The 19139-nt window shown below is 61.1% G+C and carries 16 protein-coding genes; 11 read left to right on the forward strand and 5 right to left on the reverse strand.

Annotated features, from left to right (window positions below):
* The first annotated feature begins 214 nt into the window (after window positions 1-214).
* The gene (locus tag G8764_RS06865; protein ID WP_166163482.1) at window positions 215-2770 is read left to right on the forward strand and encodes a circularly permuted type 2 ATP-grasp protein; all 2556 of its coding nucleotides are present in this window, start codon (window positions 215-217) and stop codon (window positions 2768-2770) included.
* Window positions 2770-3651, forward strand: coding sequence for a transglutaminase N-terminal domain-containing protein (locus G8764_RS22915; RefSeq protein ID WP_166163484.1), 882 nt, complete (start codon window positions 2770-2772; stop codon window positions 3649-3651). The genes G8764_RS06865 and G8764_RS22915 overlap by 1 nt, the downstream gene beginning before the upstream one ends.
* Window positions 3652-3680: 29 nt before the next feature.
* Here G8764_RS22915 and G8764_RS06875 read toward each other — a convergent pair whose 3' ends face one another.
* The 5 genes from G8764_RS06875 to pomA form a co-directional block, all read right to left on the reverse strand.
* A complete protein-coding gene (locus G8764_RS06875) occupies window positions 3681-4427 on the reverse strand; it encodes a molybdopterin-binding protein (protein ID WP_166163486.1) in 747 nt (248 codons plus the stop codon).
* Window positions 4428-4575: 148 nt separating this feature from the next.
* Window positions 4576-4884 (reverse strand): c-type cytochrome, encoded by a 309-nt coding sequence (locus tag G8764_RS06880; RefSeq protein WP_166163488.1) that lies wholly within the window; start codon window positions 4882-4884, stop codon window positions 4576-4578.
* A 642-nt stretch (window positions 4885-5526) separates the two neighbouring features.
* Complete coding sequence (locus tag G8764_RS06885; protein WP_166163490.1) at window positions 5527-6102, reverse strand: PilZ domain-containing protein; 576 nt, start codon at window positions 6100-6102, stop codon at window positions 5527-5529.
* A gap of 9 nt (window positions 6103-6111) precedes the next feature.
* The gene (locus tag G8764_RS06890) at window positions 6112-7104 is read right to left on the reverse strand and encodes a flagellar motor protein MotB (RefSeq protein WP_166163492.1); all 993 of its coding nucleotides are present in this window, start codon (window positions 7102-7104) and stop codon (window positions 6112-6114) included.
* Between the two features lie 5 nt (window positions 7105-7109).
* Complete coding sequence (gene pomA / locus G8764_RS06895; protein ID WP_166163494.1) at window positions 7110-7871, reverse strand: flagellar motor protein PomA; 762 nt, start codon at window positions 7869-7871, stop codon at window positions 7110-7112.
* Between the two features lie 415 nt (window positions 7872-8286).
* Here pomA and G8764_RS06900 point away from each other — a divergent pair, with 415 nt between their 5' ends.
* From G8764_RS06900 to purD, 9 genes are all read left to right on the forward strand, one after another.
* Complete coding sequence (locus G8764_RS06900; protein WP_166163496.1) at window positions 8287-8535, forward strand: exodeoxyribonuclease VII small subunit; 249 nt, start codon at window positions 8287-8289, stop codon at window positions 8533-8535.
* Window positions 8532-9452, forward strand: a complete 921-nt coding sequence (locus G8764_RS06905; RefSeq protein ID WP_166163498.1) for a farnesyl diphosphate synthase — start codon at window positions 8532-8534, stop codon at window positions 9450-9452. The genes G8764_RS06900 and G8764_RS06905 overlap by 4 nt, the downstream gene beginning before the upstream one ends.
* 163 nt (window positions 9453-9615) lie before the next feature.
* Window positions 9616-11559, forward strand: a complete 1944-nt coding sequence (gene dxs / locus G8764_RS06910; RefSeq protein WP_166163500.1) for a 1-deoxy-D-xylulose-5-phosphate synthase — start codon at window positions 9616-9618, stop codon at window positions 11557-11559.
* A 23-nt stretch (window positions 11560-11582) separates the two neighbouring features.
* A complete protein-coding gene (prmA, locus tag G8764_RS06915) occupies window positions 11583-12506 on the forward strand; it encodes a 50S ribosomal protein L11 methyltransferase (RefSeq protein ID WP_166163502.1) in 924 nt (307 codons plus the stop codon).
* 147 nt (window positions 12507-12653) lie between these two features.
* Entirely contained in the window at window positions 12654-14303 is a 1650-nt protein-coding gene (locus G8764_RS06920) for a DUF3426 domain-containing protein (RefSeq protein WP_166163504.1), read from the forward strand.
* Between the two features lie 227 nt (window positions 14304-14530).
* Window positions 14531-15520 (forward strand): tRNA dihydrouridine synthase DusB, encoded by a 990-nt coding sequence (dusB, locus tag G8764_RS06925; protein ID WP_166163506.1) that lies wholly within the window; start codon window positions 14531-14533, stop codon window positions 15518-15520.
* A gap of 17 nt (window positions 15521-15537) precedes the next feature.
* Complete coding sequence (gene fis, locus G8764_RS06930) at window positions 15538-15828, forward strand: DNA-binding transcriptional regulator Fis (protein ID WP_243748672.1); 291 nt, start codon at window positions 15538-15540, stop codon at window positions 15826-15828.
* 141 nt (window positions 15829-15969) lie between these two features.
* A complete protein-coding gene (gene purH / locus G8764_RS06935; RefSeq protein ID WP_166163510.1) occupies window positions 15970-17559 on the forward strand; it encodes a bifunctional phosphoribosylaminoimidazolecarboxamide formyltransferase/IMP cyclohydrolase in 1590 nt (529 codons plus the stop codon).
* Between the two features lie 58 nt (window positions 17560-17617).
* A complete protein-coding gene (gene purD / locus G8764_RS06940; RefSeq protein WP_166163512.1) occupies window positions 17618-18907 on the forward strand; it encodes a phosphoribosylamine--glycine ligase in 1290 nt (429 codons plus the stop codon).
* Window positions 18908-19139: the final 232 nt, after the last annotated feature.

Here is a 19139-nt window from a genome sequence, read left to right on the forward strand (position 1 = left end):
AAATAGCAGGTGCAAGCGCGGGGCCGATGTGTTGGAATTGAGGTTGAAGAGTGCGGGCCAGATGACATAATATCCATCCCCCTCGCCCTGGCAGGGACAGCTCAGGCTCGATCCAACACTGCCATGCGGGGGCTAACAACCCGTGGAAGCGGCCGCCAGGCGGCACTTCCACGGCGAATTGCCCCCGCCCCAGGCCCCAGCAGCAGGTAAATTTGTGACCCAAACTGCCACCCAGTCCAATACCACACCACTGGAACTCATCTACAAGCAGGTTGCCGGCCAGCGGGATGAGGTATTCGACGCATCCGGCCAAATCAAGCCCCACTGGGCCAAGTTGCTGCACAGTATCAACGCCCTCGGCCCGATCGCCTTCCAGGATCGAATTGGTAAGGCCCAACGCATCCTGCGTGACGACGGCGCCACCTACAACATCTACAGCGATCACAAAAACCCCTCCCACACCTGGGCCCTGGACCTGGTCCCGGCCCTGCTTAGCAGTGAGGAGTGGGGCAGCATCGAGGCCGGCCTGCTGGAGCGCGCCGAACTTTTTAACCTGCTATTAAAAGACATTTATGGCCCCCGCGACCTGATTCGCCTGGCGGCCATTCCGCCGGAAGCCCTGTTTGGTCATCAGGGGTTTCTGCGCGCCTGCCAGGGCATACAAATACCCGGCAAGCACGAATTAATCCTGCACGCTGTCGACATGATGCGCGCCGAAGACGGCTCCATGTGCGTGCTCACGGATCGCACCCAGTCCCCCAGCGGCGCCGGCTACGCCCTGGAAAATCGCACCGTTATGTCGCGCGTACTGCCGAGCTTGTACCGCGACAGCCAGGTGCACCGCCTGGCCGGTTTCTTTCAACAGCTGCGCGCCAAGCTCACTGCCCTGTCACCCAACCACGACCACCCCCGGGTGGTGGTACTGACTCCTGGCGCCCACAACGAAACCTATTTCGAGCACGCCTATTTCGCCAATTACCTCGGTTTTCACCTGGTCCAGAGCGGTGACCTGGTGGTGCGCAATGGCTATGTCTGGATGAAATCCCTCGACGGCCTGAGCCGCGTCGACGTCATCCTGCGCCGGGTCGACGACTGGTATTGCGACCCGGTGGAGCTGCGCAGCGATTCGCAACTGGGGGTCGCCAACCTGCTAGACGTGGCCCGCGCCGGGCGCGTGGTAATTGCCAACCCCCTCGGTGCCGGAGTGCTGGAAAACCCGATCTTTATCAAATACCTGCCACAGATTGCCAAAGAGCTGCTGGGACGGGAGCTGCGCCTCAAGTCGGTCACCACCTACTGGTGCGGTGACCCCGAGGACAAGGCCTACGTGCTGGCTAACCTGCAGTCTCTGGTCATCAAGCCCGTGTACCGGGTGGCTGGCAGCCACAGCGCCTACGGCGGCTCGCTCAGCGCAGCACAACTGCAGGAACTGCGGGCGCGCATTCTCCACAATCCCATGCAATTTGTAGCCCAGCCCACCCTGCCCGCCGGGCGCCTGCCCACCTACAGCGAAACCGGGCTGCATGCACGACCAGCCATCCTGCGCAGTTTTGCCGTGGCCGGTGTCAACTCCTACACCGTCATGCCCGGCGGCCTGACCCGGGTCGGCAGGGAGCAGGACTCGTTCCTGATCTCCAGTCAACTGGGGTCGATGAGCAAAGACACCTGGATCATCAACTCCGAACCGATCACCAGCCGCACCCCGGCGGAGAGCGACGAATCCATCAGCCCGGTGCGCGACGCCGACCTGATCAGCCTGCCCAGCCGGGTGGTGGAAAACCTGTTCTGGATGGGGCGCTACGCCGAGCGGGCCGAGGCCTCGCTGCGCATTTTGCGCACCGTATTCCTGGCCACCAACGGCGAAGAACCGGTCTCCAGCAATTGCAAACGCCTGCTGCTGGAAGCCGTGACCGAAATCACCGCCACTCACCCGGGCTTTAAGGGCGCCACGCCGGAATTGATCCAGAACCCGGAAAAAGAGTTGCTGCGGATCGTCAAGGACGCGGATCGCAGCGGCAGCGTCTGTGCCAACCTCAACGCCATGCTCTACTGCGCTGACGAATCCAAGGAGCTGCTGTCCTCGGACACCCTGCGGGTCATCAACGATATTCGCGACGCCCTGGCCGATCTCGACAGCAGCCTCAGCGGCGGAGCAGTCGCAGCGGAAGAAGCACTGGACCCGCTGGTTACTGCCTTGATGGCACTGTCCGGCCTGGCCCACGAGAGTATGGTCCGGGACCTGGGCTGGCGCTTTATGGACATCGGCCGGCGCCTGGAGCGGGCCGTGCAGACCATCAATATCATCAAGAGCCTGGTGGTGACCGAAGCACCGGAGGCCGACCAGGCGGTGCTGTTGCAATCCCTTTTGCTGTCGGTAGAGGGCCTGATCAGTTACCGCCGCCGCTACCGGGCCAGAATGGGGGTACAGCCCACCCTCGACCTGGTGATGATGGACACTTCCAACCCCAGATCCCTGCTGCACCAGCTGGAATGCCTGAGCGCGCACATCAAAAACCTGCCCAAGGCTCCCGAGTCGCGCCACGAACTGCTGCCGGAAGAGCGAGCGGCCCTGGAGGCGGAAACCCTGGTCAAACTGTCACTGCTGACCGAGTTAAGTAGCCGCAAGGACGGCCGTCGTATGAAACTGTTAAAAGTACTGGACAACGTCAGCAAGGCGCTGGCTGAAATCAGTGAACTGGTCAGTGACAAGTACTTCGACCACCGGGAAACATCGCAGCAATTGGTCAGCAGCCTGTGGGAGAATGACTAGTGCGCTACCGAGTCAAACATATCACCGAATACCTCTACAGCGGCCGGGTCACTCACTGCTATAACCTGGCGCATATGATTCCGCGCAGTACCCTGCGCCAGTCCTGTTTGCACAGCCATATTCGCATGAACCCATTTGCCGCCCACACCACGCGCCGGCAGGATTATTTCGGCAACCAGGCCTATCACTTTGAGATCCAGCGCCCCCACAAGCAGCTGGTCATCACTGCTACCAGCGAAGTGGAAACCGGCCCGCAACATTCGGCCATCAACCTGGACCTGGGCGTGACCTGCGCCGAGGCCCGCGAGCAACTGCGCAGCTCCACCCGCCCGGACACCCTCTTTGCCCGGGAGATGCTCTTGAACTCCTCCATGATCAAGGCCAGCGACGAGCTGCGCGAGTACGCGGCACCCTCGTTTGAGGACAATCGGCCGCTGCTCTCGGCGGTTATGGAACTGACCCAGCGTATATTCCGGGAGTTCACCTACTCGCCCCAGTCCACCACAGTGGCCACTCCGCTGACCGAGGTACTGCAAACCCGCAAAGGGGTGTGCCAGGACTTCGCCCACCTGCAGATCGGCTGCCTCAGGTCGCTGGGCTTTCCGGCCAAGTATGTATCGGGCTATCTCGAAACCCTGCCAGCACCGGGGGAGGAAAAGCTGGTGGGTGCCGACGCCAGCCACGCCTGGTTATCGGTGTATTCACCCACCGAGGGCTGGTTTGAATTTGATCCGACCAATGATTGTATGGCTGCAGAGCAGCACATCATCACCGCCTGGGGGCGGGATTTTTTTGATGTTACACCCCTCAAGGGAGTGATTTACGGCGGCGGTGAACGACCCATACTAAACGTTTCCGTGGATGTCGCCCGGGTCGCCTGAGGCGCACTCGGGGGTGCCCTGCACGGCGCTCAATCCTGGCGCTGCCAGTCAACCCCCATGCTGCTGAGCCTGGCCTTGATTGCCGCTATCGCCGCTTTTACCTCCAACAGAGGGCCCTTGGCCCCCAGCTCGATGCGCGGCGGCGATTCCAGTATCGGCAGGCTGAACAAGCGCACCCCGGGGTACTGCCCCATAACCGCCTCCATCAAGGGAATGATCCGGCTCTCATTGGCTCCGTAGACCAGCAGTGACGACTCGCTGTACTGTGCGTCCTGTAAATCCGGGTAGAGGTTGTCCAGCACCCACTCCAGCATCGGCCAGGCCATCTCCGGAAAACCGGGCACGAAGTGGTGATGGTCGATGCGAAAGCCCGGAATGCCATTGTAGGGATTGGGTATCAATTCGGAGCCGCGGGGAAATTCCACCAGCCGGTAGCGCTCCGGGGTCAATTCGCGACCGGTCTCCCGGGCAAATTTTTGCAGCAGCGTGACCCCTTGCGGGTGCCGCTCAGTGGGCCGCCCCAGGGCTTGTGCCACCGCCGCTCGGGTCAAGTCGTCCGGCGTTGCCCCGATACCACCGGTGCTAAACACCAGGTCAGAACTGGCAAAGGTACTGCGGAAACAGGCCACCAAAGCCTCGGGTTCGTCGCCGAGAATCCTGACCCAGCTCAAGCACAGGCCGCGGGTGCGCAACATCTCCACCACCCGCGGCATATGCCGGTCCACCCTGCGGCCCGACAGAATTTCATCACCTACCAGTATTAAACCTATTTTCACTGCTCGCCTCCGTTGCTTTCAGAAAGCTTGAGTGATGCACTGGCCCCGGGTCAAGTGCTTTGCCCGGCAGCGCAATAGCAGCGCCGCCCTCGCCGGCGACCCGGAAACCCGTCGCGGGCTAACGCACCGCTCTCCTGACAGGCGCCGCCTACAGTGAACTGAAATAAGCCGCCAGATTAGCGATATCAGTGTCGCTCAGGGGAGCCGCCATGCCGGCCATAATCGCCGCCTGGCCACCGCTGCGCTGGCCATTTTTATAGGCCTTCATCGACAGCTCCAGGTACTGGGCGTTTTGCCCGGCGAGGTTGGGGTAGGTGGGGATCATGGCCTTGCCATCGGCACCATGGCAAGCGGTGCAGACCGCCGCCTTGGCCTTGCCGGCAGCGGCATCACCGGCTTGCACAAACAAGGGGGTGGCCGCGACCACGAGTGCGGCAATCAGGGTTCTAACATTCATAGCGAGGTCTCCAAACAACTTTGACAGTAAACAGAATCTACGCAGCCCGGCGCAAAATCGATCAGCGCCGACTTACCACGCCAGGCGCATCAAGGGACTGCAGCATAGCAATAATCTGTGCATTTATAACCTGAAATTTCCCCGGCGCAACCACACTAACCAGAGGGGCTGCCGCCAAGCCGGGAGAAACCGGAAAACCCTGTAGTTGCAATAGGTGGTTAGTTGCAAAAGGTGAGTAGTTACAAAAAGTGGGTAGTTACAAGAGGTGGGCAATAAAGATGCGCCGCAGCGAAAAAGTGCCGGATGGAACAGCGAAGATGAGGCGGCCCATGGGAGAGAATAGCGAGAATCAGGGCGGGGGAGCCAGGAAAGCAGCGCCCATGCACGCCTTTATCCGAATAAATAATAAATATACAGGGGCCCAAAACGCAAAAGCCCTGACAGCATCCCGCTGCCAGGGCATAAATCACTTTGACCCACTATCCTGCAGGTTCAGGCAAATTGTCCTTCCGTTGCCTGTTGCGTTCCAGCATCCTCACTGTCCTGAAGTATCTTCCCTGCTGCGCCTCCCTGCCAATTAATAATAGCACTTGGCGCAGCAATCGACAGGCGACATTACCGGCAGCGCTTGTGCGATATCTCTCACAGCGGCGACCGGGAACGGCCATCCGCCAGCTGCCGACCCTGCCTCTGCACCAGGTGCTGAATCAGGATCTCCTGGTCCCGGGATGCCAGGTCACAAAAATCTATGCGGGTGTAATAGCCCTTTTCGCCCTCGCGCCGCTCACTGTCCAGCACCAGGCCGAGACACTGCACCCGGTTATCGCCGGGTAACAGCGACAACTGCAGCTCCAGGCAGGTATCCGCCGCCAGCGCCTCCTCCAGGGTGATGGCCATGCCACAGGCACTGATACTGACTTCGTGCACTCGATAAGCCAGGCGCTGGGTCATGTGCGACTCCAGCTCCAGCTGCCGCACCACACACTCAAGCTTTTTGTCCATCGCCTCCAGCAACTCAGCCAGCACCGGGTCGCGGCTGCGCATTTTTTCCAGCAATTCGCCAACCCTGGCATCGCACAGCTCCAGTTCGGATTGACTGCGTAACTTGCCAGCACTGGCCGAGCGCTCATCCTGCTGCAGCACCCGATAGTTGATGCCAATCCGGTCGTTGATACGAAAGTAGCGACGCCGATCTCTGTCCTGTGACACTTCACTCATGCTTCAACCTTAAAAAATCTCATCGGGCTTGAGGTCAAAAAGATACTCCGGATCGATATCCAAATCGCGCAAAATATCCTGCCCCTGCTCTTGCAACAGTTTGATATCGTCCTTGCCGAGACTCTCTTCATCCAGACCCTGCTGGATGACCAGTTCCACACGCCGGTTGCGGGCGCGCCCCTCCCGGCTATCGTTCGGTGCCAGCGGCTGGGTTTCTGCAAATCCCGACACGGCAAAACGACGCGGATTGATATCGCCCTGCATCAACTCATGGGCGACAGACACCGCCCGGGCTGACGACAACTCCCAGTTGGAGCGAAAGCGCGCCGTATTGATGGGAATATCATCCGTATGGCCTTCCACGTGGATCTTGCCAGGCTTGCTGCGCAACACGCCCCTGATATCGTCCAGCACATCGAAATAACTGTCATCCAGCTCCGCCGAACCGGGTTTAAACGAGCCTTTTTCCCGGATCCGGATAATGATCTTGCGACCGCGAGTTTCCACTTCGATTTCACCGTTAGCAATCTGGTCGTGCAACGCCGCGGCGAGGTCAATAGCGTCCTGCTCCGTCTCGCTGATCAACTCCTCCAGGCGCTCTTTGATGCGGGCCTTGGCACCCTGGTGACCGGCATCGCTGCCCTCCTCACCCAACTGCACTTCGTACTGGTCGGTACATTCAAAGTCGAGGGAGCTCTGGGTCAGGTCGCGGGTCTTCTGCCAGATTTCGTTGATCGGCGTCGGCTCGGGGATAGAGGGGCTGAATTCCTGGGCAATAATACTGGTGCCCTTGGGTACGTCGGTGACATTGAGCTTGTTCTGTACGCCAAACGCCTGCGCCATGGAGCCGGCCAGACGCTTGAATTTCATCGCATCCATTTCGGAAAATGACAATAGCAAAACGAAAAAGCACATCAGCAGCGACATCAGGTCGGCAAAGGTGCCCATCCAGGGCGGCAGCCCCGGTGGTGGGCACTTGCAGTTTTGGTCATCATCGCTCATCTGGCTTATCCCGCGCTGGCCACTTCACGCTTGCCCTCGGGCAGGTAGGTGCGCAGCATACTGTCGATGACCCGCGGGTTCTGGCCCGCCTGTATCGCCAACAGAGCGTCGATCACCAGGCTCTTGGTCAAGGCTTCTTCTGCCGCCCGCAGCTTGAGCTTGTCGGCCACCGGCTCACAAAAGGCATTGGCCAGCACCGCACCGTAAAGAGTGGTCAGCAGTGCCACCGCCATTGCCGGACCAATGGATTTGGGGTCATCCATATTGGCCAGCATGGCCACCAGGCCAATCAGGGTACCGATCATTCCCATGGCGGGCGCCATACCTGCCAGGGCGGAAAATATGGTTGAGGCGGTGTTGTGACGCTCCACCGCCAGGTTGCGATCGTTGGACAGCAAGCGCTGCACCACATCCGGATCGTGGCCATCCACCAGCAATTGAATCCCCCGGGCGAGAAAGTCGTTGCCCACATCCACCCCTTCCAGGGCCAGCAGGCCGCCCTTGCGCGCGGCATCGGCCAGCTCAACAATCTGATCGATAAGCTCCAGTGGATCGGCGGTTTTGCTGACAAAGCTTTTGCCCACCACCTTGCCTGCACCGAGAAACTGGCCGAGTCCATACTTGGCCATGACCGCACAAATACTGCCACCAAAGACAATGACCAGTGACGGCACATTGATAAACATGGCCAGGTCACCGCTCATTAGCATCGTCATTACAATCAGGCCCATGGCGCCCAGCAGCCCGATAATTGTCGCTAAATCCACTCAATCACTCCTTCAAGATATCCACCCGAGAGCGCCCGCAGAAAACCGCAATCCCGGGCGCCTTTAATACCCAATACCCACCTGCACCCAACCACCACTGCCGCTACACCGGGGGGGCAGCCGCGATCGCCCCTGACATTGTTAGCGGCAGGCGCAGAGAATTTTCCAGCCCGGGCAGGCTTAAATTGCTCACCTGGGCCGCAGCCTGCACAGGGTCTGCCAGTTCAAGTCTAGCAGGCCTTTTTCAGCTGTGTGGTTTCCGCGCCAGAATAGGGTATATTTTCGTCGCCGGGCCGCTGCAATTCGTGCAATTGACCTCGGCCGGCCGCTTCTGTAGGGTTGCGCTTCAGTTGCGCCCCCCGATAGAGCAACATCAGTGCACAGAGAAACCCCAGACCAGTGAGAGCCGAGCCCCGTGGCAGCGAAAAAGAAACCCGTTGACTTCGAACAGTCCCTGCAGCAACTCGAAGAGTTGGTAAACCGAATGGAACAGGGCGATTTGAGCCTGGAGGAATCCCTGCAAGCATTTGAGACCGGCATCAAATTGACTCGTGATTGCCAGAGCCGTCTTACCGCGGCCGAACAAAAGGTCCAGGTCTTACTGCAGGAGCAGGGCCAATTGGTCGCCCAGCCCCTGCCGGGCGGCGCAGATAACGACCAATGACACCGCAGCTGTCGGAGTTTATTCAAGCCAGCCTGAAACGTATCGATGCGGCCCTGGAGCGCGCATTGGCGCGGCTTGCGGCAAGCGATGAAGCCAGTATCGAGCAGTCCCTGCTGGCCGCCATGCGCTACAGCTTGCTCAACGGCGGCAAGCGCATTCGCCCCATTTTGGTGTATGCCAGCGCCAGCTTGGCCGGCCCCACGCCGGGCGCCAACCAGCGCGAAGCCGAGGATGCAATAGCCAGCGCCGTCGAGTGCATCCACGCCTACAGCCTGGTGCACGACGACCTGCCTGCCATGGATGACGATGACCTGCGTCGCGGCCAGCCCACCTGTCACATCGCTTTCGACGAGGCCACCGCTATTCTTGCCGGCGATGCCCTGCAAACCCTGGCCTTTGACTGCGTCAGTCACTGTGCCGCCCTCGACTGGCGCTCCCGGGTGCAATTAATGCAGCTATTGGGACAGGCGGCGGGCGCGCGGGGTATGGTGGCCGGCCAGGCCATGGACCTGGCCTCCGTGGACAAACCCCTGAGCCTGGCGCAACTGCAGGCCATGCACAGCCATAAAACCGGCGCCCTGATCAAAGCCAGTGTGTTGATGGGCGCCGCCGCCACTGGCGAACTCGACACAACCCGGCAGCGCCAGCTGGAAACCTATGCCGACGCCATTGGACTGGCATTCCAGGTGCAGGACGATATCCTCGACGTCATCTCGGATACCGCCACCCTGGGCAAACAGCAGGGCGCCGACATTGCCAAAAACAAGCCCACCTACGTGTCTCTGCTGGGCCTCGATGGCGCTCGCCAGAAGGCCGGTGAATTGCACCAGCAGGCGCTGCAGGCGCTGGCGGACTGTGGCAGTCAAGCGGACATTCTGCGCCAGCTGTCCAGCTATATAGTGGGCCGGGTGCGTTGATACCTGCGCGCCGTATACCCGCGCTGAAGGTCCGCGGTAACTAAAACTGCTATGCAAGCCGCGGAGTTGCACCTAAAATGGCCAGTTCGGAACAAATACCGGCAACCCGTACTCGGCAATCCAGAGCATCCGGCAAACTCGCAATGACAACCACCGACACCCAATGTTTGACGAAATCCCGCTAAAGCGTCCCACCACACCGCTGCTCGATCTTATCGACTCACCGGCCGATTTACGTCAACTGGATAGAGAGCAATTGCCCCAGCTGGCCCGCGAGTTGCGCGAATTCCTGCTCTACAGTGTTGGCCAGACCGGCGGTCATTTCGGTGCCGGACTGGGTGTGGTTGAACTCACCATTGCCTTGCACTACTGCTACGACACTCCCGCTGACCGCCTGGTATGGGATGTCGGTCACCAGACTTATCCACACAAGATTCTCACCGGCCGCCGCGAGCAAATGTTGAGTATGCGCCAGGCCGGCGGCCTGTCGGGCTTTCCGAAAAGAGCGGAGAGCGAGTTCGACACTTTTGGCGTGGGCCACTCCAGCACCTCCATCAGTGCCGCCCTGGGCATGGCGCTGGGGGCGGAACTGGCCGGCACCGAACGCAAAGCGGTGGCAATCATTGGCGACGGCGCCATGACCGCAGGCATGGCCTTTGAGGGACTCAATCACGCCGCCCACAGCGGTCGCGATATGCTGGTTATATTGAACGACAACAACATGTCGATCTCGGAAAACGTCGGTGGCCTCAACGACTACTTTTCCCGTATTTGGGCGAGCAAGCTCTACACCAATTTTCGCAAGGGCGGCAAGAAAGTCCTCGCCAAAATGCCCCAGGCCATGGAACTGGCGCGCAAAGCCGAAGAACACATGAAGGGCATGGTGTCGCCCGCGACCCTGTTTGAAGAGCTGGGCTTTTATTATGTCGGCCCTATCGACGGCCATGACCTGGAGCGACTGACCCACGACCTCGCCAATCTGCGCAGCATTGGCGGCCCCAAGCTGCTGCATATCATTACCCGCAAAGGCAAAGGCTTTACCCACGCAGAGAAAGACCCGGTCGGCTACCACGCACTCAACAAAATTGAACCGAAGCCCAAGGTGGCCGAAGTCGTCCTGGGCAGCGACGACACCAACAAGCCCCAGCCGCCGCGCCGCAAAAAGAAATACCAGGAGGTGTTTGGCGACTGGCTCTGCGATATGGCCAGTGCCGACGCCCGCCTTATCGGCATCACCCCCGCCATGTGCGAAGGCTCGGGCATGGTGGAGTTTTCCCAGCGCTTCCCACGACGCTACCACGACGTCGCCATCGCCGAGCAGCACGCAGTAACCCTCGCGGCCGGCCTCGCCTGCGAGGGCCAAAAACCGGTGGTCGCCATCTACTCGACCTTTCTGCAGCGCGCCTACGACCAATTGATCCACGATGTCGCCATCCAGAACCTGGATGTCACTTTCGCCATCGACCGCGCCGGATTGGTGGGAGAGGATGGCCCCACCCACGCCGGCAGCTTTGACCTCAGCTTCCTGCGCTGCATACCCAATCTCCTGATCGCCGCACCCAGCGATGAGAACGAATGCCGCCGCCTGCTCACCACTGCCTACCAATACCCTGGCCCCAGCGCCGTGCGCTATCCCCGGGGCACCGGCAGCGGCGCGCCAGAACTGGCGGAACTGTTGCCGCTGCCGGTCGGCGAGGGACGTGTAGTACGCGACGGCGCAACCGTTGCCATCCTTAATTTTGGCACCCTGCTGCCCGCCGCCCTGCAAGCCGCCGAACAACTCGGCGCCAGCGTTTGCGACATGCGCTTTATCAAGCCGCTCGACACCGGACTTATCCAGCGCATGGCCAGCAGCCATGCGCTGCTGGTGACGCTGGAGGAAAATGCCGTTGCCGGTGGCGCCGGTAGCGCGGTAATGGAATGGCTGGCCGCGGCAGCCTGCGAAGTTCCGGTATTGCCGCTGGGACTGCCGGATCAATTCCTCGACCACGGCAAACACCCCCATCTGCTGCAGCAAGCCGGCCTTGGCAGTGACGGCATAGTCGCGCGCATCAAGCAGCGCCTGCGCCCTATTACCAACGCGACCAAAGCGTCGACCGCGAGCTGAGCACCGCTTTTCCCGGAGTACCCATGCCCTGGTTACAACTTCGTATCGATACCGATCGCCATCGCGCCGCCGAACTGGAAGATGCCCTGCTGGCGGCCGGCGCCGCCTCCGTGACGCTGCAGGATAACGCCGACCAGCCCATCCTCGAGCCCGCCCTCGGGGAGACACCCCTCTGGGAAAGCACCCGTATCACCGGCCTGTTCGACGCCAGCATCGATGTCGCCGCCGTCACCCGCGAGCTGGCCGGGCTCTGTTCCAAGCCCCTGCCGCCGCACCGCTGGGAGCAGCTGGAGGACAAGGATTGGGAGCGCGAGTGGATGCAGCACTACCAGCCTATCGACTGCGGCAACAATCTCTGGATCTGCCCCAGCTGGCTGCAACCTCCCGTTGCCGATGCCACCAACCTGCTGCTCGACCCCGGTCTGGCATTTGGTACCGGCACCCACCCCACCACCTTCCTGTGCCTGCAGTGGCTGGCAGAGCAAGCCGCCGTGACTGACAGCGGTACAGCGCCATTCGCCAACCGGGTATTTGTCGATTACGGCTGCGGTTCCGGCATCCTCGGCATTGCCGCCCTGTTGCTCGGCGGCCAGCAGGTCACCGGCGTCGACATCGACCCCCAGGCGCTGCTCGCCAGCCGCGACAATGCTGCCCGCAACGGCATCGCCGCCGAGCGCCTGCCAGTTTTCCTGCCCGCCCAATGCCCGCCAGTAGAAGCGGACATCCTGCTGGCCAATATCCTCGCCGGACCGCTGGCGCAGCTGGCCCCGACCCTGACTGACCTGACCCGCCGCGGCGGCTGGCTGTGCCTGTCGGGCATTCTGGTTGAACAGGCTGACGCGGTCATGGCAGCCTACCGGCCGTGGTTTGAATTCGAACCCGTCAGGACAATGGAGGAATGGGTCTGCCTGACTGCGCGCAAGCGCGCGTCCCCCGCCTGCCCTTGACTACCCAACCCGTCCGCGGTCAGGCGTCACGGCAGGCAGTGACCAACCCCCGCCCGCTGACCGGCCCCGAGCGGCGGCGTCTGTTTACCCCTGCCCGCAGAGCCGCTACACTCTTCGCCATTCATTTGTTGCGGATATTCCAGGCCCATGACCGACCGGCTTACGTGTTGCCCCCATTGCGACACTTCATTCCGTATCACCGAGGAACAATTGCAGTCCGCCAAGGGAGCGGTGCGCTGCGGCTCCTGCCTGCGTGTATTCAAAGCTGCCGAGCACCTGTTGGCCGCACCCGAAAACGCCGCTCAGCAACCGGCGGATGCTCAATTGCTGGCCGACACCGCGATACCCGCGCCCCAACCCGAAGGTGAGCAGGAGTCCAGCACAGACGACACCGCCCCGGCTACAGCCGAGCTACAGGGGTTGCCTGACGAAGACTCGCTGGAGAGCTTACTGCTCGATGGCGACATCGACCTCGGCGAACTGGATGAGGAGCTCGACGAAGAGCTGGAGGACCTGCTATCCGCCGACGATTTCAAACGCATCGATGACACCCAGTCCTTTGGCCTCGGTGAAATAAACGAGATCTTTGCGGCCCGGGGCCGCTTTGGCGAGCATCGCGGCGCCCTGTTTGACCGTCAACTGAAAGTCGTCGACTGCCACAGCGAACAGCATGCAGATGAAAGCTGGGCAGTGCATCTGCTGGAAGAGCTGCAGTCGGAGGAAGATCGCAGCCAGCAGGCACACCGCACGGCAATGGCGTCAGCCACCAGACCCGGGGTCGATTCCGCAACCAGCTTCAACTTACAGTCAGGGCTCAACTCGCACACCGCGCCCAGCTCACAAAGCGACCTCAGTTCACAAATCGATCTCAGCTCACAAACCATTGTCGGTCAGTTCTATGCTGAACTGGAGCAGGACGGCAATGTCGGCCACGACAACTCCTACGTCAACCTGACCGCCATCACTGACCAGCTCCCCGGAAACTCCACTGGCGAAGAATTGGCGCAACTGGACGATTGGGAGGAGACGGTAGAAGCGGCCCCGCTGACAACGACCGGGCGCGGCAACTGGCAGCGCGAGCCAGCGTCGGCGCTGGCGGCGCCCCTCCCGGGTAGTGTCGAGCAAGCGCCTGCCGGCAAGCCCGCTGCAGCGGAGCTTATCGACGCCAAATCGGCGGACAGCAAACTCGATGACACTCATGCCCCGAGCACCCAGGAGGCCCATGCTCCAATAAACCCGGCGGGGTTGGTGCGCAGTATCGGCGCCTCCCCGGTAGAACTGGAAGGCCAGCCGGCGGCGGTAAACTGGCGCAGTCATTTACTCTGGGCCTGCCTGAGCTTGCTGGCTGCTGCGGCACTGGCCGGGCAGCTGATCTGGCAAAATTTCGACGACCTCAGCCAGCGTCCCTCCTGGCGCTACTGGTTTTCACAGGTCTGCCCACTGGCCGGCTGTGAACTCAACCCCCTGCTGGCCCCCGGGCTTATCAAGGCCTCTAACCTGATTGTGCGCAGCCACCCGCAGCGGGAAAACGCCCTCATTATCGACAGCATCCTGCTCAACACTGCCAGCTTTCAACAGCCCTTCCCGGATTTTCAGCTGAGCTTTTCCAACCTGCAGGGCGAGATCCTTGGCCAGCGCCAGTTTACCCCGTCCGAGTACCTGCGCGGCGAACTGGCCGGTGTCACATCCATGCCCAGCGGCCAGCCGATCCATATTACCCTGGAGATCGTTGATCCGGGGCCTGATGCCGTCAATTACAGCGCGTCCATCCCCCTGTTACCCGCGGCCAGTCGCTGACCTCGCAGCCACTGGCCGCGCGAGCCCTGGCACCTGATAACCATTTTTCGCCCTCTGTCAACGGCTGTTTTTTCGTCAACTTGTGCAATTTCTGCTTTTATTAGCAGGGGGTTCGCAGGTATCATAGCCAACCTTTTTCGGGGAGCCCCGCACCTTACCCCGGGGTCCATTAAAAGCGTACAGCGCACCCATAACCTGTGCCCTGGCAACTGTCTACGGAGTTCGTCTTGTTCCATATCGGTCCTTACCACATTGAAAATCGCGTGGTTTTGGCGCCCATGGCCGGTGTGACGGACCAGCCCTTCCGGCAACTGTGCCGGCGCCTGGGCGCCGGCCTGGCCATCTCGGAAATGGTCACCGCCGACAGCCGCTTGTGGAATAGCCGCAAGTCCCAGACCCGAATGAATCACAGCGGTGAAAACGAGCCCAGGGCGGTGCAAATAGCCGGTGCCGATCCGGAAATGATGGCCTCTGCCGCGCGCCTGAACGTCGCTCGCGGTGCGCAGATCATCGACATCAACATGGGCTGCCCGGCCAAGAAAGTTTGCAAAAAGGCAGCCGGTTCAGCGCTGCTGCGCGACGAGCCCCTGGTGCAAGCGATCCTGCAAGCCGTCACCGCGGCAGTGCAGGTGCCAGTCACCCTGAAATACCGCACCGGCTGGAGCCGCGACAACCGCAACGCCGTCACTATCGCCAAACTGGCACAAGACAGTGGTATCGCCGCGCTCTCAGTCCACGGCCGCACCCGCGAATGCGCTTACTCCGGCGCAGCAGAATATGACACCATTGCCGCCGTGGTCGAGAGTGTCGACCTGCCGGTCATTGCCAATGGTGATATCGACACGCCAGCCAAGGCCCGCGAGGTACTGGATTACACCGGCGCCGCGGCAGTCATGATCGGCCGGGGAGCCCAGGGTCGACCCTGGATTTTTCGCGAGATCAATCACTTTTTAGCGACCGGAGCAACACTACCGGCGCCGGACAATAGTGAAATCAACAGCCTGCTGGGCAGCCACGTGGCAGAATTACATCAATTTTACGGTGAGTTTATGGGTCTGCGAATCGCCCGCAAGCACGTCGGCTGGTACTTGAAGACCATCCCCGGCAGCACCGCGTTTCGCCAGTCATTCAACCAGATTACCGCTGCCAGTGAACAGCGTGATCGGATTCAGGAATTTTTCGAACAACTGAACGAGAGAGAGGATAAAGCCGCATGAACAGCGCAGAAATGCTAATGGCCGATGCGCCAATTGAACTGACCAAGCCGGTCGCCGAGCAGGCCCCGGTTGCCAGCCAAAACCAGTCCCTGCGCGATTGCGTTGAGCAGGCCATGGACAACTACTTCAAGCACCTCGAGGGCCAATCGGTACAGGACGTTTACGACCTGGTTATGGCCGAGGTCGAAGCGCCTATGCTGGAAATTGTTATGAAATACACCCGCCACAACCAGACCCGCGCCGCCCAGGTGCTGGGCCTCAACCGCGGCACCCTGCGCAAAAAGCTGAAACAGTACGGTTTGCTGTAACAGCCCGATCACTACCCTCCTGCTGCTGCCGAGGCACCGCCACTAGGCGCCCGGCAGCGGCAGGCCGTTGAGCCGGCTGGCCCCAAGCGGCACAATCGAGCCAACCGACCACCACCCAACCAACAAAATACGGAACCATCAATGAACCAGCACGTGAAGGTGAAGCGCGCATTAATCAGCGTTTCTGATAAAACCGGCATTGTCGAATTTGCCCAGGCCCTGCAGCAGCAGGGTGTTGAAATCCTGTCCACCGGCGGCACCTTTCGCCTGTTGCAAGACAGCGGCGTGGCTGCGGTAGAGGTATCTGACTACACCGGTTTTCCGGAAATGATGGATGGTCGGGTAAAGACCCTGCACCCGAAAGTCCACGGCGGCATTCTCGGCCGTCGCGGCACCGACGACGCGGTCATGGCTGAGCACGACATCAAGCCTATCGATATGGTAGTGGTCAACCTGTACCCGTTTCGCGCCACCGTCGCCGACCCCAATTGCGACCTGCCAACCGCGATCGAGAACATTGATATTGGCGGCCCGACCATGGTCCGCTCGGCGGCCAAGAACCACAAGGATGTCGTCATCGTAGTCAGCGCCAGCGACTACGGCCTGGTGCTCGATGAAATGAGCGCCAATAACGGCGCCACCAGCTACCAGACCCGCTACGACCTGATGGTCAAGGCCTTCGAGCACACCGCCCAATACGATGGCATGATCGCCAATCACTTCGGTGCCCGTGCGTCCACCTTCAAGCCCGGCAGCAACGAAGAGCGCGACTTCGCCAACACTTACAATGTGCAGTACCTGAAAGCCCAGGACATGCGCTACGGCGAAAACCCGCACCAGAAAGCGGCCTTCTACGTCGAGGCCGATGCCGCCGACGCCTCGGTCGCCACAGCCAAACAACTGCAGGGCAAAGAGCTGTCGTTTAACAACGTCGCCGACACCGACGCGGCGCTGGAGACCGTCAAACTGTTCGACCAGCCCGCCTGTGTTATCGTCAAGCACGCCAACCCCTGCGGGGTGGCGGTAGCCGCGGACATCAAAACCGCCTACGAACTGGCCTTCGCCACCGACCCTGAATCGGCGTTCGGCGGCATCATCGCGTTCAACCGTGAACTGGATGCAGCCACCGCACAGCTCATTGTCGACAAGCAGTTCTCCGAAGTCATTATCGCCCCCAAAGTATCCCCGGCAGCCGCGGCCGCCGTGGCGGCGAAAAAGAACGTGCGCCTGCTGGAGTGCGGCGAGTGGAGCGGCGAGCCAACGCGCAGCCTGGACTACAAGCGCGTCACCGGCGGTTTGCTGATCCAGGAGAAAGACAACGGCATGGTCAGCAAAGCCGACCTCAAGGTGGTCAGCAAAACCCAGCCCACCGAAGCGCAACTGGACGACCTGCTGTTTGCCTGGAAAGTTGCCAAGATGGTGAAGTCCAACGCCATTATTTACGGTAAAGACGGCCGCACCATCGGCGTTGGCGCCGGCCAGATGAGCCGGGTTAACTCGGCTCGCATTGCCGCCATCAAGGCCGAGCACGCGGGCCTCGAAGTCAAGGGCGCAGTGATGGCGTCCGACGCCTTTTTCCCCTTCCGCGACGGCATCGACAACGCCGCCAAAGTCGGGATTAGTGCAGTTATCCAGCCGGGTGGATCCATGCGCGACGAGGAGGTGATTGCCGCCGCCGACGAGCATGGCATGGCGATGGTATTCACTGGCATGCGCCACTTCCGCCATTAACATTACGCCTGGCAACGCAGGATCTGCAGAATAATCCCAAAACAAGGGGAAACAGAAAATGAACGTATTGATCATAGGCTCCGGTGGCCGCGAACACGCGCTGGCCTGGAAAGCGGCGCAAAACCCCAAGGTCGACACCGTCTATGTGGCGCCTGGCAATGCCGGCACAGCCACCGAGCCGGGGCTGGAAAATGTCGCCATCGACGCCATGGAGTTCGAGCAACTGGCCGACTTCGCCCGCGCCAACGATTGCGGGCTGACTATCGTCGGCCCGGAAGCCCCGCTGGTGGCCGGCGTTGTCGACTACTTTAGCGCCCGGGGCCTGCGCGCCTTCGGCCCCAGTAAAGGGGCGGCGCAACTGGAGGGTTCCAAGGCTTTCACCAAGGATTTTCTCGCCCGCCACCAGATTCCCACCGGTGAATACCAGAACTTCACCGAACTCGCACCGGCACTGGCCTACCTGCGGGAAAAAGGCGCGCCTATCGTGGTCAAGGCCGATGGCCTGGCGGCCGGCAAAGGCGTCATCGTGGCGGAGACCCTGCAACAGGCGGAAGAGGCCGTCACCGATATGCTGTCTGGCAACGCGTTCGGTGACGCTGGCTGCCGGGTGGTGATCGAGGAGTTTCTCGACGGCGAAGAGGCCAGCTTTATCGTTATGGTCGACGGCAAGAACGTGGTTGCCATGGCCACCAGCCAGGACCACAAGCGTGCCGGTGACGGCGACTCCGGCCCCAATACCGGCGGTATGGGTGCCTACTCGCCTGCACCCGTAGTCGATGCCGACATTCACCAGCGCATAATGGATGAAGTCATTTACCCCACCGTCAACGGCATGGCTGCTGAGGGTAATGATTACGTCGGCTTTCTCTACGCGGGCCTTATGATCACGGCCGATGGCACGCCCAAGGTGATTGAGTACAACTGCCGTTTCGGTGACCCGGAAACCCAGCCGATTATGCTGCGCATGCAGTCGGACCTGGTGGACCTGTGCGACGCCGCCATCGACGGCGAACTGGCCGGCAAGACCACCCGGTGGGACCAGCGCCCCGCGGTCGGGGTGGTACTGGCTGCCGGCGGCTACCCGGGCGAGTACCAGAAAGGTGCCGTCATCAGCGGTCTGCCCGCCAGCGCCAGCGCCGGCGAGAAGGTATTCCACGCCGGCACCCGGCTGCAAGATGGCCAGGTAGTCACCAATGGCGGCCGGGTTCTCTGCGCCACCGCGCTGGGCGCCACGGTCACCGAAGCCCAGCAACGGGCCTACGCGCTGGCGCACAAGATCAGCTGGGACGGGGTCTACTACCGCACCGATATCGGCTACCGCGCTATCGCCAGGGAGCAGGATCAGTAGATCTGTTGCCAGTGCCCGGAGGGCCCTCGCCGCATAGCGATACGCCAGCCACTCCGCATCGGGGCCGCAAGGCCGGGCCCCGAGCCGCTCTCCAGCAGGAGCCAAGCTCCAATTTCACCATCGCACGGCGTTTGGCTTATAATCATTGTCTGGCGCTGGTCACGCGTTACGCGTTACGCATTGATTGATTGATTGATTGAAGCTTGACTGGCGTCGCGCTGGAACTTCGCTG

The organism is Pseudomaricurvus alcaniphilus, assembly GCF_011440395.1.
Classification (GTDB): Bacteria; Pseudomonadota; Gammaproteobacteria; order Pseudomonadales; family Cellvibrionaceae; genus Pseudomaricurvus; species Pseudomaricurvus alcaniphilus.